The organism is Fructilactobacillus sp. X8R1C1, assembly GCF_059900945.1.
In genome coordinates this window covers 50,022-64,911 of the sequence record NZ_JBWXVH010000004.1, presented here as the reverse complement: position 1 = coordinate 64,911, position 14,890 = coordinate 50,022, and the positions used below count along the sequence as shown (strand labels likewise).

Sequence of the window (14,890 nt, the reverse complement as noted above, 5' to 3'; positions counted from 1 at the left end):
TTCCTACTTTTTAGTTCTTAATAACTTAGAAACTAAACTTCTTTATCAGTTTGCGTTTCAACCCCAACACCTTCGTATTCGTCAAGAATCATCTTCTTGAGATCTGCGATCAGTGGTTCTTTCGGGTTAGCAGTTGTACATTGATCAGCATATGCCAGTTCGGCAAGATGATCGGCAGCTGCTTCTAACTCTTGTTTGCTTACACCCTGTGACTTCAGATCAAGTTCAACTCCAACCGAGTGAGCTAATTCGATGAAGCGGTGAACCAAGGCTTCCTTCAATTCTTCATTGGAGTTTCCAGGAAGACCAAGGTAGCGAGCGATGTTAGCGTAATCGTCGTCGGCTCTAAATGATTCGTACTTAGGCCATGTGGCAATCTTCTTTGGTTTCTTGAAGTTATATCTGATAACGTGTGGCAAAGTAATGGCAATGGCAAGCCCGTGGGTGATCCCGAATTGTCCACCAATCTTATGAGCAATTGAGTGGGTAATTCCAAGGAAAGCGTTCGCAAATGCCATTCCGGCGATCGTTGAGGCGGTATGCATCTTGTCTCGAGCTTCCATGTTACCGTTGTACGAGTCAGTCAAGTTATCAAAAATCATCTTGATGGCCTGAAGTGACATCGGACGAGTGTAATCTGAAGCCATGGTTGAGACGTATGACTCAATCGCGTGAGTTAAGGCATCAAGTCCTGAGGCAGCAATGGTGCCCTTTGGTACCGTCTTAACAAACTGTGGATCAACAATGGCAACGTCAGGTGTCAAAGCGTAGTCAGCTAATGGATACTTAACGTGAAGCTTTGAATCAGTAATAACTGAGAATGGCGTTACTTCTGAACCAGTTCCAGAAGTACTTGGAATGGCAACCATTTGTGATTTTTCTGGTTTGTTGTATCTGTAAGCACGTTTTCTGATATCCAAGAACTTCTGTTTTGCACCGAAGAAGTCAGTCTCAGGGTTTTCGTAAATTAACCACATCATCTTAGCGGCATCAAGTGGTGATCCTCCACCAAGGGCGATGATGGTGTCAGGCTTAAAGGCGTTCATTTGGGTAACCCCAGCATTCACCATGTCAGTTGTTGGTTCACCATGAATATCATCGAAGATGTAGTACTGAACGTCATCTTCTCTTCGGTTCAATTCATCTAAGACTTTGTCAACGTAGTGATATTTAACCATAGAAGGACTAGTAACAATAAAGGCCTTCTTAATACCAGGCATGTCGTGGAGGTAGCGAACTGAGTTCTTTTCGAAGTAGATTCGAGGTAGTTTAATCCATTGCATATTATTTCTTCTCTTTGCGATAGTTTTAATGTTCAACAAGTCATAATCAGTAACGTTATGGGAGATTGAGTTTTTACCCCATGATCCAGTTCCAAGCGTAAGTGATGGGGTCATGTTGTTGTACAAGTTACCAACTCCAGCAAGACCAGATGGTGAGTTAACGATCACTCTCGAAGCCTTAACGGCTACCCCAAAGTCAACGGCCAATTGATCATCTGAGGTTTGAATTGCTGCGGTATGGCCTAATCCACCGTAGTTTAGAAGCTCAGCACAAATTCTGAAAGCATCCTTGTGGTCTTTTGACTTGTAGACCGAAAGAACTGGTGATAATTTTTCCCCTGACATTGGGTACTTAGGACCAATTCCGGTCATCTCAACGGCAAGCACTTGAGTGTCTTCTGGGATTTTGATCTTAGCCATGTCAGCAATTTGTTGCGCAGTGGCACCAGCAATTGGACCCTTAACACTAAGACGCTTGCTGTCAAACATGGCGTCAGTTAATTTTTGTTTTTCTTTTTCTGGAACAAAGTAAACCCGGTTTAATTCGAGTTGTTCTTTTACATCTTTATAGATATCGGCATCGATTACCGCACTATTTTCAGTGGCACAGATCATCCCGTTATCAAAGGTCTTTGATAAAACGATATCGTTAACGGCACGTGGGATGTTGGCGGTCTTTTCAACGTAAACGGGACCATTACCAGGACCAACTCCTAAAGCTGGTTTCCCAGCGGAGTATGCGGCCTTAACTAATCCAGGACCACCAGTTGCAAGGGTAATGTCAACGCCAGGGTTCTGAATCAAAGCGTTCGTAGCTTCTCGACTAGGCTTTTCAATCCATTGAATGGCGTCCTTAGGTGCACCAGCTTTAACCGCAGCATCACGCACGATTCGAGCAGCTTCAATTGACGATTGAAGGGCTTGTGGGTGCAAACTAAAGATGATGGCGTTTCTAGTCTTCATTGAAATAATTGCCTTGAATAAAGTAGTTGAGGTTGGGTTAGTAACTGGAGTGATTCCAGCAATAACACCGAGTGGTTCAGCAACTTTAATCAGGTCATTTTCAGAATCTTCTGAGATGATCCCAACGGTTTTATCATTACGAATATCATGCCAAATTTCTTCGGTGGCAAACAAGTTCTTAATGGCCTTGTCTTCTTCAACACCACGTCCGGTTTCTTCATAAGCCATCTTAGCTAATTTTTGGTGGGCATTAACCCCAGCAAGTACCATGGCGTGGGTAATCTTATCAACCTTATCCTGGTCGAAATTACTCATCTCATCTACGGCAATGCGTGCTTTTTGAACTTTGGCATCAATATTCTTATCGATCTCTTCAACATTGGGTTGTTGCTTTGCATCTGTCATACTTCCAGCCTCCAATATTTTCTTGTTATTTTCTTCACAACTAATATCATATCATCATCTTTTTCAAAAAGCAATGGTTCATTGTTATTTTTATCACTTATTATTCTGACGGTTATTAAACTCTTAAAAAATAATTAATTAATTTGACGAATGCTATTGTTAAATAATGCACTAACTGTTAATTAAAAAGACAAATAACGCCCGCATGACGCTATCTGTCTAAATCCTTATTTGTTAAAAAGTTTATGTCTAACTAATCTGACACACTTTTGCACCCCAACAAATGTGAAATCAGTTGTAAGAGCTAATAATAATCCAATTCCTCCGACTGACCACGTAAAGATCGTGACCAACGAGAAAATTTTACCAAGAAAGATGAACACCGCCAAAAAGAGTGTGATACTCAAAACGACGATGGTTAGTTTGTAGCGGTTAAATGGTCGACAAACCATTGTCAAAGCCAACCAACAGATGACCCCAGTAATCAAAACACTCAGTGATGAAGTAATTGAGGTGAATAGTCCAAAAATATCGCCAATCACACCAATCACTAAAATGTAGAAAACGACACTTAGTGCGGCTGGAAGTGAAATTTCATAAATGTTAGAAGCAAAGCGGTCCTTTAAAGCTCGATAATTCGGTTCAAGCGCCAAGAGAAACGATGGGATTCCGACCATTAAGTCATTAATCGGAGTGAGTTGAATTGGTTGAAACGGATAGTTTCTGGCAAAAAACAGAAAGAGCACGCTGAGCATGACCGAGAACATGGTCTTAATCAGGTACAGGCAAGCGATGCTATCAATGTTGTTAATAACCCTCCGACCTTCGTTTAACACTTTAATAAGGGCGTCGAAGTTGGAATCAATAATCACAAAATCGGCAATACTCTTGACACTTTCAGATCCTGATGCCATTGCGATTCCACAGTCTGACTGCTTTAAGGCCAGTAAGTCGTTGACCCCATCACCAGTCATGGCAACCGTCCGACCGTTTTCTTGTAGCGCCTTAATTAGCCGTTGTTTCTGGTCGGGTTTGACCCGTCCAAACACCACGTACTGCTTGACCAAATCACGGTAGTCGGCGTCGTCTTCAATCGTCGTCATGTCAACGTAATCGTAGGCATTGTGAATGCCAACTCGTTTGGCAATGCTTGAAACGGTGACCGGATCATCGCCAGAAATGACCTTTAAGTCGACCCCCTGGTTATAGAAGAACTGCAGGGTTTCAGAAGCGTTTGGTCGAATGACATCCGTAATCAAGATTAAGGCAATCAGTTCACTACCAGCGATACTATCCTCGTTTAATTGGTCCACTTTTGCGAGCGCAATGACCCGAAAACCCTGTTCGGCGTAATGCTTAACTTCTTGTTGTTGCTTGTCAGTTAGATCCAAAATGAACTGAGGTGCTCCGAAGACGTATTTTCCCTTGTCATCTAACTCGGCCCCACTCCACTTTCTCGCTGAAGAGAACGGCACGATCATACTAGCGGCGTCTGGGTGTTGCTTGAACTCATTTTTAAGCGCTGAAGCGGTCTCATTGTTGTCATCAATTTCATGGACCAAAGAGCCCATGATTTCAGCAATTTGTTGATCAGTGTAATTAGGGGCTTCTTTCACCATCTGTTTAAATTTCAATTTGCCACTGGTAATCGTCCCGGTTTTATCCAGACAGATCGTGTTCACCCGTGCCAGAGTTTCAATGGAAGAAAGGTCTCTGACTAAGACCCGTTTTTTGGCCAGGTGATAGGCAGAAATTGCGAGGGTCACTGACGTCAAAAGAACCAATCCTTCAGGAATCATCCCAATCATGGCCGCCACGGTTCCCAGAATGGCATTATTAACGCTCACCCCGTGCATCAAACGGGAAACAAAAAGTGCTACTCCAAGTGGAATGATAATAAAAGTCAGAATTTTGATGATTTTTTTAATCAGCGAGATTAAGACACTGTTCTTACTCTTGTCGGTCTTAGCCTGGTTTGTAATCGTGTTAACAAAGGTCTCATCGCCAACTTTAGTTGCAAGCATGAAGGCTTTTCCACTAACCAGAAAACTGCCAGACGTCAGTTCATCTCCGGTGGTTTTCTCAATTGGATTGGATTCACCGGTGATTTGAGACTCATCAACCTCAATCCCCTTGGTTTGTTTTACGACTCCGTCAACTGGTACCTGGTCCCCACGATCCAGTTCAACGATGTCTCCTAAAACAATCTGGTCCGGTTGAATAAGTTCAATTTTTCCGTTCCGTCGAACTTTGATCTTGCTCTGAGACAACAACGCCATTTTGTCAACCTGGCGCTTAGAACGAATCTCCTGAAAGATTCCGATGGTAGTGTTCGCTATGGCAATCACCAAGAACAACATGTTGATATAGCTACCGGTATAGAATACTAGCGCACCAAGAACTACGTTGATTACGTTAAACAGCGTAAAGATGTTTTCCACCAAGATCTGTTTCACAGACTTCGTTAGTGGTTTAGGCGCCGTATTCTTATAACCGTCTGCCACCTGTTGTTTAACTTCCGTACTCGTTAGTCCCTCACTCGGATTCACGTTATTAATATCGATCTGGTCACTTGCCACAGTTACACCTCCTTATGTAATTAATTCATTTCTAATTAATATTGTATAAGAAGGAATTAAATTTTGCACCACTAATGAAAGAAAAGCGCAAAGCTTTAAAAATAGTTAAAAAAAGAGATGGTCCAACCGGATCATCTCTTAACACTTATTCTAAATTAAATTAGTCGATTTCAACGTGATGGTTTTGGGTTTCATCATCTTGTGATTTTGGTAAAGTAATGGTTAAAACACCGCCATCGTAATCAGCTGAAATCTTGGTCTCATCAACATCAGGGATGTAAAACGAACGGTTAACGTCACTTGATGAACGTTCTCTACTTAAGATCCGACCATTGTCACCCTTGTTTTCCTTGTCAATGTCATGAACAGCATGAATTGATAGGGTATCGTTATCATAACTGATGTCAATATCATTTTTTCTAAAGCCAGGCAATTCTGCCTTTACGACGTAGTCATCGCCTTGGTCTAAAACATCAGTTTTCATTCTGTTGCTTCCAGCAACTGAGTTTAATAAACTCTTGCCAAAGTCGCCAAAAAAGTCATCCATTGGATCATAACTAGCTTTTCTTAAATCGTTTGCCATAACTAAAACCCCTTTTTATTATTTTATTTGCTAATCTCTTAGCACCCTCTATACTAGGATGGATCGTCCCTTTCACACAAGAAATTAGCTCATAATTGGGGTAAAAAGTGCTACTTACAAAATAACTTTCGTATTAACCGTTAATTTTTCCTCGAAACCGTAAAATCAAAAATTTTTCGTAACATAATCATAATAAGGAATTTATTTTAATAAATTGCTTCCATTCAAGCGGCTTTATGATAAAATCAATTAATTATGCCGCTCATCTTAAATACTTAAAAAAATGGATAAGTACGTTATAATATATTTATTGTTTAAAATTTTGAAATGAGGAATGAAATTTGAATACCGGTCAGATAATACTTGATCTAATAATTATTTTAATAACGTTCTTCTTTGCTGCATTCTTTGTCGCGTGTGAGTTCTCACTGGTCCAATCAAGGCCAAGTGCCCTCCAAGAAAAACTGGATGATGAAGATATCAGTGACAAAAAGAAGAAAAAAGTTAATCGTGAAATGAAAATGGTAACCAACCTTAATGAGTATCTTTCGACAACCCAAGTAGGTGTTTCACTTGCAGGAATCATTCTTGGTTGGATTGGTGAATCATTCGTGATTGAAATCCTGGTTTCCATCATGGAATTAAAGGATTTCAGTGTTAATCCTGCTACCGCTCACAGTGTTGGTGCGATTGTTGGGGTACTTTTACTTACCTATTTAGAAGTGGTATTTACCGAAATTGTACCTAAAAATATTAGTATTGACATGCCACTAAAAGTTTTAAGCGTGATTGCTGGTCCGCTTCACTTCTTTCACATTTTATTCTATCCATTTGTGTGGTTACTAAATGTGTCAGCAACTGGCGTAGTTAAGTTACTGGGAATCCCCGTGGCAAACGAAAACGACGAGGCCTTCTCACAATCAGAAATTTTGAGTCTTTCAAAGGATGCCGTTAAAAATGGTGATCTAGAGCGAAACGACTACTTGTACATGCAGCGTTCGTTTGAATTAAACGACAAAGTGGCCAGGGACATCATGATTGACCGGACCCAGCTAGTAACAATTGACATCAACGATACGGTCCAAGATGCTATTAACGTCTACATTCAAAAGAAATTCAGTCGAATTCCCGTTGTCAAAGACAACGATAAGGATAATATCCTGGGGTACGTTTACAGTTACGATTTGGTTAGACAGTCGCAGGTCGATTCAAACGTTAAGGTCGGAAAACTAATCCGAAAGATTAGTACGACCCCCGAAACCACCCCCATTACGATGGTACTTCAACAAATGATTAAGATGCATCAACCAATTGTTGTCGTAATCGATGAATACGGTGGAACGTCTGGTTTAATTACCGATAAGGATATCTACGAAGAGTTGTTTGGAACCGTTCGAGACGAGATTGACCCACAGGTTAACGAATACATCTTTAAACAGCCAAATGGCACTTTCCAGGTGAACGGAAAATTAAACACGTATGACTTTGAAAAGTACTTCGACGTTGAGATGCCTGCTTTTGACGACTCTGACATCGTCACAATTGCTGGTTTCATCATCGAACAAAATCCTCACATTAAAGTGGGTGACGTTGTTACAATTGATGGCTTTCAGTTTAAGGTTCTTGACTACAAGAACTCGTTCATTAACTGGCTAGAGGTCAATAAACTGGAACCAACTGATGATGAATCAGACGCAGATGACGACCAAAAAGACAAATAACTAATATCAATAAAGCCGAGGCTGTCCCTCGGCTTTACTAATACATAGGGGTAATAGAAACAATGAAAACAGTTTTAAAAAAATGTCCGGATTGGCTTTTTTACAGTCTAATTTTTCTGATTATTATCATGGCCTACATCTGGACGTTTTACTTAACCGGTAACTCACTAATCTGGGGAATGGACGGAATTGCCCAACACTACCCCATCCTCGTAAACTTTAAACACATGCTAACTGAATTTCTTGCCCATCCCAGTCACGGCTTTACCAACTGGTCGTTTAACATTGGCCTCGGTGCTGATCAGTTAACCAGTTTTTCGTACTACGTAGTCGGTGATCTCTTCAACTACCTGATCGTTTTATTCCCAGACCACTTACTGGAACTGGGATATGGGCTCCTGGTAATCCTGCGCCTGTACGTTGCTGGATTGGCCTTTTTACTATTCATCAAACAATTTCATTTTAAAAAATACAGTGTCGTACTCGGAACTTTAACTTACACGTTTGCGGGTTACGCCCTTTATTCGGGGATGCACCATCCCTTTTTTATTCTACCGATGATTTTCTTCCCACTGATTTGCTACGGCGTCGAACGCATCATTTCTAACCATTCCTTCATTCCACTGATGCTGGCCGTTTCCTTAACTTTTTTAAGTAACTTTTACTTTGCCTACATCATTGGACTTGGCAGTATTATCTACGTCGTCATTAGGTATTTCAGCCTTCGTAAAAACCCTGACTTTCATTTTGTGAGCTCACTGGTCAAAATGGTTGCGGCCATTCTAGCGGGAATCTTGATTAGTGCCGTCATTTTCGTTCCGACCCTCATATTTGCCCTGAGTTCCACGAGGACCACATCGACCTTTGCAAACGGCTATCTTTTCTATCCTCTCTACTATTACCTTTCCATTCCAAGTAAAATTATCGGAAATGGCTACCTGACCATTAGCTTCTGGCTCATTGTTGGGATTAGTGGACTCGGATTTTTGGGCATTGTTTACACGATGACTCACTTCAAGAAATACCTTTACCTAAACATCGGCCTGTTGGTGGTTTTCATTGGTGCCCTGATTCCGGCTTTTGGAGCGGTCTTTAACGCCATATCGACCCCATCAAACCGGTGGATGTGTTTGGGCTTACTTCCAATTGGGATGGCTGCCACAATTCTTTCAGATCATCTCACCACGTTAACTAAGCGTGACGTGGAAGTCATGATTTTCGCAATTATCACCCTCATTGTGCTTATTTGGGCTTCTCGTGGATTCATCATGAAGTTAAGTGCGCATGACTACGGCGAAATCGTCCTCCTGCTGATTTTAATGGGCGTCATCCTATGTAGTCAGCTATTCCATTTAAAGCCAGTGACAACCATCGGAAGTGTGACCGCCGTTTTGATCGTAAACCTCATCTCACTTGGCGTTGGCTACTATAGTCCCAACGTTGCCGGCTTTTCAAAGGGCATGCTTAATAAACACGTTGCCACTAACTTCATCAATAATTTCTACGACGGAGCCGATCAGTACGTTGAACCACGGTTAGGTGGATATCGGACCTCACTTGGTAATCGATACCACTATGCTGGTCGAAATGACGTCAACTTATCGAACTACTCTAACATCAATACCAACATCCCGATGTTATTTTCGACCCGCGACATTTCATCATATCTGACGGTGGAAAATGGGGCCATTGGCCAACTTGAAAATTCCGTTCAAAATAACCAACGGACCTTTAACGCTCCGGTCGCTCAAAATGACTACCGCACCACTCTCGATAATTTAATGGGCGTCAAGTACCTCTTTATTCGCACGGGCCAACAAAACAAATCACAACCCTTTGGCTTCAAGATGGTCAAGGGTAAGGACAAAAAGCCGCTCCTGTTTGCGTCTGATAACCCGCTCGTGAACCAAAAGGACCCCGATGGAACCTACGTTTTAAAAAACAAGAACGCACTTCCAATTGCTTACACCCAGGATCAAACGATCTCAAACCGGCAGTACCAAAAACTATCCCCAACCGCACGTGAACAAGCAATGATCAGTGGGGTCCACGTTGATTCGCCAATTAAGGGCATCAAATCAGCCAAGTTGAAACATAATCAGAAGCAACTTAGTTATGAAGTGCAACCGGACTACGAAAAGACCCTTGATAACTACGATAAATTAACGGCATTCACTAACAATTCTAAGAGCGTTGAGTACAACGAACCAACCATTAATCACACGTCTCAGAAGACCGCCTTAAAGATCCTTTCCGAAAACGTCAAATTAGAAAATGACACCAAGAAGCAAAATCAAGACGGTCTCCACGTGGTAACTAAGGATGCGCTTGGTAAATCAGTCCCATATTTCCTTAAGATTAAGCAACCTAACCGCACCAAAAATGCCGAAATTTACTTACAATTAGAGGGTATTCAGAGTCACGATTACTCGTCGGCTTCAAAGGAAAGCATGACCAAAAGACAGCACGCTATCAAAAATCAACCGTACACGAAGATGATGAAACTAAACGAGAAACGAAAGAACCTTCACACTCCGTTTGTCGGTCAGTACTCCCTTAATGCTGCAACGAAAGGAATGAAGAACGGTTACTCACAGTATGGACGCGACAATCTCTCAAACTACACGCAAAAGAAAAACGCTTTGATTAACCTAGGGTATTCCACCAAACGCCGCAATCAAATTAAATTGACGTTTGATGGTGTCCACCAGATTAATTTTAAACACGCCAAGATTATTGCCGTTCCGTTTGGCAATTCGTATGAACAACGGATTCAAAAACTTCAACGTAACCGTCTCCAAAACCTTCAGGTTAAAAAGAACGAAGTCAAAGGAATCAGTAATAACCCGAAGAAGTCCGTCTTAACCACTTCCATTCCCTATTCAACGGGATGGAAACTCTTCGTCGACGGCAAACAGGTACCAACTACCCGGGTCAACACAGGATTTGTCGGAGCACCCATTCAGGCTGGGAAACACCAGATTGAACTGAAATACCAAACTCCCGGACTGCTATTAGGAGCAATTGCGAGCGCCTTCGGAATTTTAATCCTCGCTATCAGTGGGATCGTCATCTGGATCGTAAAGAAACGAAATTAAATTAAAAACGTACGGATAACTAATTCCGTGCGTTTTTTGGCTGCTTTGACTTCTAAGATTCTGTGCATTTAAACTTGTTAGAGGTTACACTAATAGTGACTATTTTTCATATTTAAGGAGGTAGTAATCATCAAACCCATTCGCATTTTATACATCTCAATTGCCGGTAACACCCGCAACTTCGTGCAAAATTTAGAGGACTACGCGGAAACCGAGCACCAAAAAGATGCTAGTAACCCACTAATTGAACCAACCGAAATCTCAGATCAAAGTGACTTTGCTGACGAAACATCACCGTACTTTGTTTTCGTGCCGACCTACCTTGACGGTGGAAATGGAATCGATAACGGGGTCAAAGAACTCATGACCAACACCATGGGCGAATACGTTGCTTACAACCATAACGCCGACTACTGCATGGGAATCGTCGGCAGTGGTAATCGCAATTTTAACGTCCAATTTTGTCTCACAGCCAGAAGATATGCGGAACGTTTTAACGTCCCTGAAATTGCAGAATACGAATTAAGGGGCACCGATCGTGATGTCGTTCGCATTTATCAAACCATGTGTGAAAGAGCCAGAGAGTATAGTAATGAAGTCGCTTTCAAAAAATAATAAATAAGAACCATTTTATGAGTGTATTGATTAGCATTTCACAATTTTATCTGGTAGGATAACCTATAATTCATGAATATTGTTTCACACTAGGAGGTAAGTTGCATCATGAAAATTATTGTTGTTGGTTGTACCCACGCGGGAACTTTTGCGGTTAAACAAATCTTAAAAGAGCATCCCGATTATGACTTAACTGTCTATGAAAAAAATGACAATATCTCATTTCTATCATGTGGAATCGCCCTTTATTTAGGTGGCGAAGTTAAAGATCCAAAAGGCCTGTTCTATTCTGATCCAAGGGAATTAAAGGGACTTGGCGCCGACGTGCAAATGAAGCACGAAGTCACTAACATCGACTCAAATAACAAGGAAATCACCGTTAAGGATTTAGAATCCGGTGAAAGTAAGACCGAACATTACGACAAGCTCGTAATGACCAGTGGTTCCCTTCCGGTTGTCCCTCCAATCGAGGGCGTTCATAGCGATCACGTCAAGCTTTGTAAGAACTGGACCGACGCTCAAGTGCTTTTCGATGACGCCAAGGACGCTAAACGGATCGCTGTCATCGGGGCTGGATACATCGGGGCCGAACTAGCTGAAGCCTATTCCAAGACTGGCCATGAGGTCACTTTGATTGATGGCGTTGACCGGGTTTTAAGTAAATACTATGACCCTAAGTTTACTGACATCGTCGAAAAAGACTACAAGGACCATGGGGTTAAATTCGAAGGAAACCAAATGGTGCAAAAGTTCACTGATAACGGTGACACGGTCTCAATTAAGACCAGCAGTGACGAATTTACGGCTGACCTAGCTATTTTGTGCATTGGTTTCAAACCCAACACGAGTCTACTCAAGGGTCAAGTTGACATGCTTGAAAACGGTGCAATCATCACCGATGATTACATGCATGCTTCTAACAAGGACATCTTCGCCGCTGGTGACAGTGCCGCCGTTCACTACAATCCAACCCACAAAAACGCCTACATTCCGCTTGCCACCAATGCGGTTCGTCAAGGAATTTTGGTTGGAAAGAACATCGAAAACGACACAGAAAAATACATGGGGACGCAATCCTCATCTGGTCTGAAGTTGTACGACAGAAACCTAGCCTCAACCGGCTTAACCATGAGTGCCGCTAAGGCTCAGGGCATTAACGCTCATCAAGTAATTGTTGAAGATAACTATCGTCCTGAATTCATGCCCACCACGACTCCTGTTCTAATGTCACTGGTTTACAGCCCAGACACCCGCAAAATCTTGGGTGGCGCATTGACCAGTCTTTACGACATCTCACAATCCGCTAACGTGCTTTCGGTTGCCATTCAAAACGAAAACACCATTGACGACCTGGCTATGGTTGACATGCTGTTTCAACCAAACTTTGACCGTCCGTTTAACTACCTCAACATCTTGGGGCAAGCGGCTCAGGAAAAAGAAGCCCAAAACAAGTAATTGTAAGTAAAATAAAATACACCGCAAAAGAGCCCTTAACTATCGTAAGTAGTTAAGGGCTTTGGTGTCGCAATTATTTTTCTCTTTCTTTTTCGACATACTGACTAATTCGGTCCATGGCTTCTTTTAAATTTTCCATTGAAGTAGCATAACTAATGCGAACGTATCCCTCGCCGCCTGGGCCAAATGAACTTCCGGGAATGACGGCTACCTTGGCTTTACGGGCTAAGTCATAACTAAAGTCCATACTATTTTGAATTAAGCCAGCTGGGATTTTAGCGAAAATGTAAAAAGCCCCATCGGGATTGGCCATCTTAAAGCCCATTGCACTCAATTTTTCGTAAACAAAATCACGTCGTTTTCTATACTCCTTTTTCATGGCATCCGTATCATTCATTCCGTTTCCGAGTGCTTCTGCGGCCGCAGCTTGCGCATTTGTGGTGGTCGAAGTGATCGTAAATTGATCGATTTTTTCAAGTTGGCTGGTGATGTCTTTAGGCGTTGCCATGATTCCAATTCTCCAACCGGTCATCGCGTGTGACTTTGAAACTCCATTCAATAAAATGGTTTGTTCGGGAAGATATTTAGCGATTGAGGTGTGTTTACCGTCATAAGTCAGTTCGCTGTAAATTTCGTCAGAAATCACAAAGATATCATGCCTTTTAATCACATCGGCCAGTTTTTGGAGTTCGCCAGGATGATAAGTTTTGCCAGTGGGATTAGTGGGAAAGTTCAAGACAATCGCCTTGGTTTTGGGATGATCCCTTAAATTTTGTTCTAATTGTTCTGGAGTGAGGACAAAGTCAGTTTTAGAAGTGTCCATAAAAATCGGGGTGGCTCCCCTCAGTTTAATAATCGGAAAGTAGAGTGGAAAAATCGGCGTTGGAATTAAAACTTCATCCCCAGGATTTAAAACCGATGTTAATGCCGTATAAATTCCACCGGTAGCTCCAGCGGTCATAATGATCTCCGTCTCCGGGTCGTAGTTTAAATCGTATTTACTTTGTAAAAAGTGCGCAGCTGCATCCCGAAGTCGCTTAGTTCCCTTGGTAGGAGCGTAGTGACTCTCATTTTGTTGAATACTTTTAATTGCCGCGTCCTTAACGTGTTCAGGGGTGTTAAAGTCTGGTTCACCTAACGTTAACGGAATAATATCAGGAATCTGACTCACCTCATCATTAAATTTTAAAATCGACGATGGTGATAACTGCAACATCTCGTGGTTCATTTTACTTATTAAATCAGCTGACATAATAGTTCTCCTTTCGATAGACAAAAAAATCCCAGTTAACATTCGATGCTAACTGGGATTAAAAACACATTCGTTATTAGAAATATCCAACGATAATCTGTAATTAGCCTAGTTAGTATCCTTACGGTATCTAATTAGGCCCTCAAAACAACCTTACTTAGATACGCACTTGTACCAAGTAAAGTAAGTATAAAGGTCGTTTTGATGATCAATATGATTATTCATGGAATATTCCTCCTCTTCTTTAATTGCCACTAATTAAACAACTCAAATCACTTTCTGTCAATCATTTTTAAAATATTTATTTCAAAAACGCCATAAAAAAGAGAGCTAACACCAAGGTGTCAACTCTCTTTACACTTAATCTTATTGTTCGTTAAATTGTAAGTCCAAGCTAATGTGCTTACCATCTTTACTATCAATAACACGTGAATCAACAAAAACACTGTTCTTCTTAGTCTTAGTGATGTTGTCCGTTGGGTCAACGTCAACTAAAGTTTGAAAAGCGGCATCAGTTAATTTTGATAGTGGAACGTAAGGGATGAATGGAACACCCAAGTATGAGTGTAATGTTTCATCGTATTGGTCACGCAAAACGTTCATTTGGTCCAAAACGTCTTGAAGGTCTTTCCCAAAATCAGTTACATCCAAAAAGTAAACGTTTCGAACTTCATCAGTTTGTTCCCAAGGTTGGTCGGTCAAGATTGCTGACACTAAATCAGCCATTTTGTCTTCGTAATCTTTAATGTCATCGAGTTTTTCAATAATCTTTTTTTCGCTCATGTCATTCTTCCTCTCAATATTCAGTCTGATAGTTAATGACTATCACTTACAGTAATCATGATATCACATTTGAGGCGACTAATCGACACCTGATCACCCATTAAGGTGCGGGAAATTGGATTGGATTCTTTTTGTGAGATTGAGAAATAATGG

At 41.5% G+C, this 14,890-nt stretch carries 9 protein-coding genes; 4 read left to right on the top strand and 5 right to left on the bottom strand.

Annotated elements, in window-relative coordinates:
• Positions 1-32: 32 nt before the first annotated feature.
• From adhE to AC6UD1_RS04680, 3 genes are all read right to left on the bottom strand, one after another.
• Entirely contained in the window at positions 33-2,651 is a 2,619-nt protein-coding gene (gene adhE, locus AC6UD1_RS04690) for a bifunctional acetaldehyde-CoA/alcohol dehydrogenase (protein WP_500694096.1), read from the bottom strand.
• Between the two features lie 227 nt (positions 2,652-2,878).
• Entirely contained in the window at positions 2,879-5,230 is a 2,352-nt protein-coding gene (locus AC6UD1_RS04685; protein WP_500707413.1) for an HAD-IC family P-type ATPase, read from the bottom strand.
• Positions 5,231-5,390: 160 nt separating this feature from the next.
• Positions 5,391-5,813 (bottom strand): Hsp20/alpha crystallin family protein, encoded by a 423-nt coding sequence (locus AC6UD1_RS04680; RefSeq protein ID WP_500694098.1) that lies wholly within the window; start codon positions 5,811-5,813, stop codon positions 5,391-5,393.
• 341 nt (positions 5,814-6,154) lie between these two features.
• Between AC6UD1_RS04680 and AC6UD1_RS04675 the strand changes: the two genes are divergently transcribed.
• From AC6UD1_RS04675 to AC6UD1_RS04660, 4 genes are all read left to right on the top strand, one after another.
• The gene (locus AC6UD1_RS04675; RefSeq protein WP_500694099.1) at positions 6,155-7,534 is read left to right on the top strand and encodes a hemolysin family protein; all 1,380 of its coding nucleotides are present in this window, start codon (positions 6,155-6,157) and stop codon (positions 7,532-7,534) included.
• 62 nt (positions 7,535-7,596) lie between these two features.
• The gene (locus AC6UD1_RS04670) at positions 7,597-10,632 is read left to right on the top strand and encodes a YfhO family protein (protein WP_500707412.1); all 3,036 of its coding nucleotides are present in this window, start codon (positions 7,597-7,599) and stop codon (positions 10,630-10,632) included.
• 129 nt (positions 10,633-10,761) lie between these two features.
• Positions 10,762-11,247, top strand: coding sequence for a class Ib ribonucleoside-diphosphate reductase assembly flavoprotein NrdI (gene nrdI, locus AC6UD1_RS04665; RefSeq protein ID WP_500701307.1), 486 nt, complete (start codon positions 10,762-10,764; stop codon positions 11,245-11,247).
• Positions 11,248-11,355: 108 nt separating this feature from the next.
• The gene (locus AC6UD1_RS04660) at positions 11,356-12,702 is read left to right on the top strand and encodes an FAD-dependent oxidoreductase (RefSeq protein WP_500707411.1); all 1,347 of its coding nucleotides are present in this window, start codon (positions 11,356-11,358) and stop codon (positions 12,700-12,702) included.
• A 73-nt stretch (positions 12,703-12,775) separates the two neighbouring features.
• On the opposite strand, the gene AC6UD1_RS04655 is transcribed toward AC6UD1_RS04660, so the two are convergent.
• Together AC6UD1_RS04655 and AC6UD1_RS04650 are read right to left on the bottom strand one after the other, a co-directional pair.
• Positions 12,776-13,954, bottom strand: coding sequence for an aminotransferase class I/II-fold pyridoxal phosphate-dependent enzyme (locus AC6UD1_RS04655; protein ID WP_500707410.1), 1,179 nt, complete (start codon positions 13,952-13,954; stop codon positions 12,776-12,778).
• A 366-nt stretch (positions 13,955-14,320) separates the two neighbouring features.
• On the bottom strand, positions 14,321-14,737 hold the full coding sequence (locus AC6UD1_RS04650) for a hypothetical protein (RefSeq protein ID WP_500694103.1): 417 nt from the start codon (positions 14,735-14,737) through the stop codon (positions 14,321-14,323).
• Between the last annotated feature and the right edge of the window lie 153 nt (positions 14,738-14,890).

What these genes read in the sequence shown, in the direction of transcription:
- adhE (WP_500694096.1), bottom strand. Translation starts at nt 2,651, where the DNA reads ATGACAGATGCAAAGCAACAACCCAATGTTGAAGAGATCGATAAGAAT.
- AC6UD1_RS04680 (WP_500694098.1), bottom strand. Translation starts at nt 5,813, where the DNA reads ATGGCAAACGATTTAAGAAAAGCTAGTTATGATCCAATGGATGACTTT.
- AC6UD1_RS04670 (WP_500707412.1), top strand. Translation starts at nt 7,597, where the DNA reads ATGAAAACAGTTTTAAAAAAATGTCCGGATTGGCTTTTTTACAGTCTA.
- AC6UD1_RS04660 (WP_500707411.1), top strand. Translation starts at nt 11,356, where the DNA reads ATGAAAATTATTGTTGTTGGTTGTACCCACGCGGGAACTTTTGCGGTT.
- AC6UD1_RS04655 (WP_500707410.1), bottom strand. Translation starts at nt 13,954, where the DNA reads ATGTCAGCTGATTTAATAAGTAAAATGAACCACGAGATGTTGCAGTTA.
- AC6UD1_RS04650 (WP_500694103.1), bottom strand. Translation starts at nt 14,737, where the DNA reads ATGAGCGAAAAAAAGATTATTGAAAAACTCGATGACATTAAAGATTAC.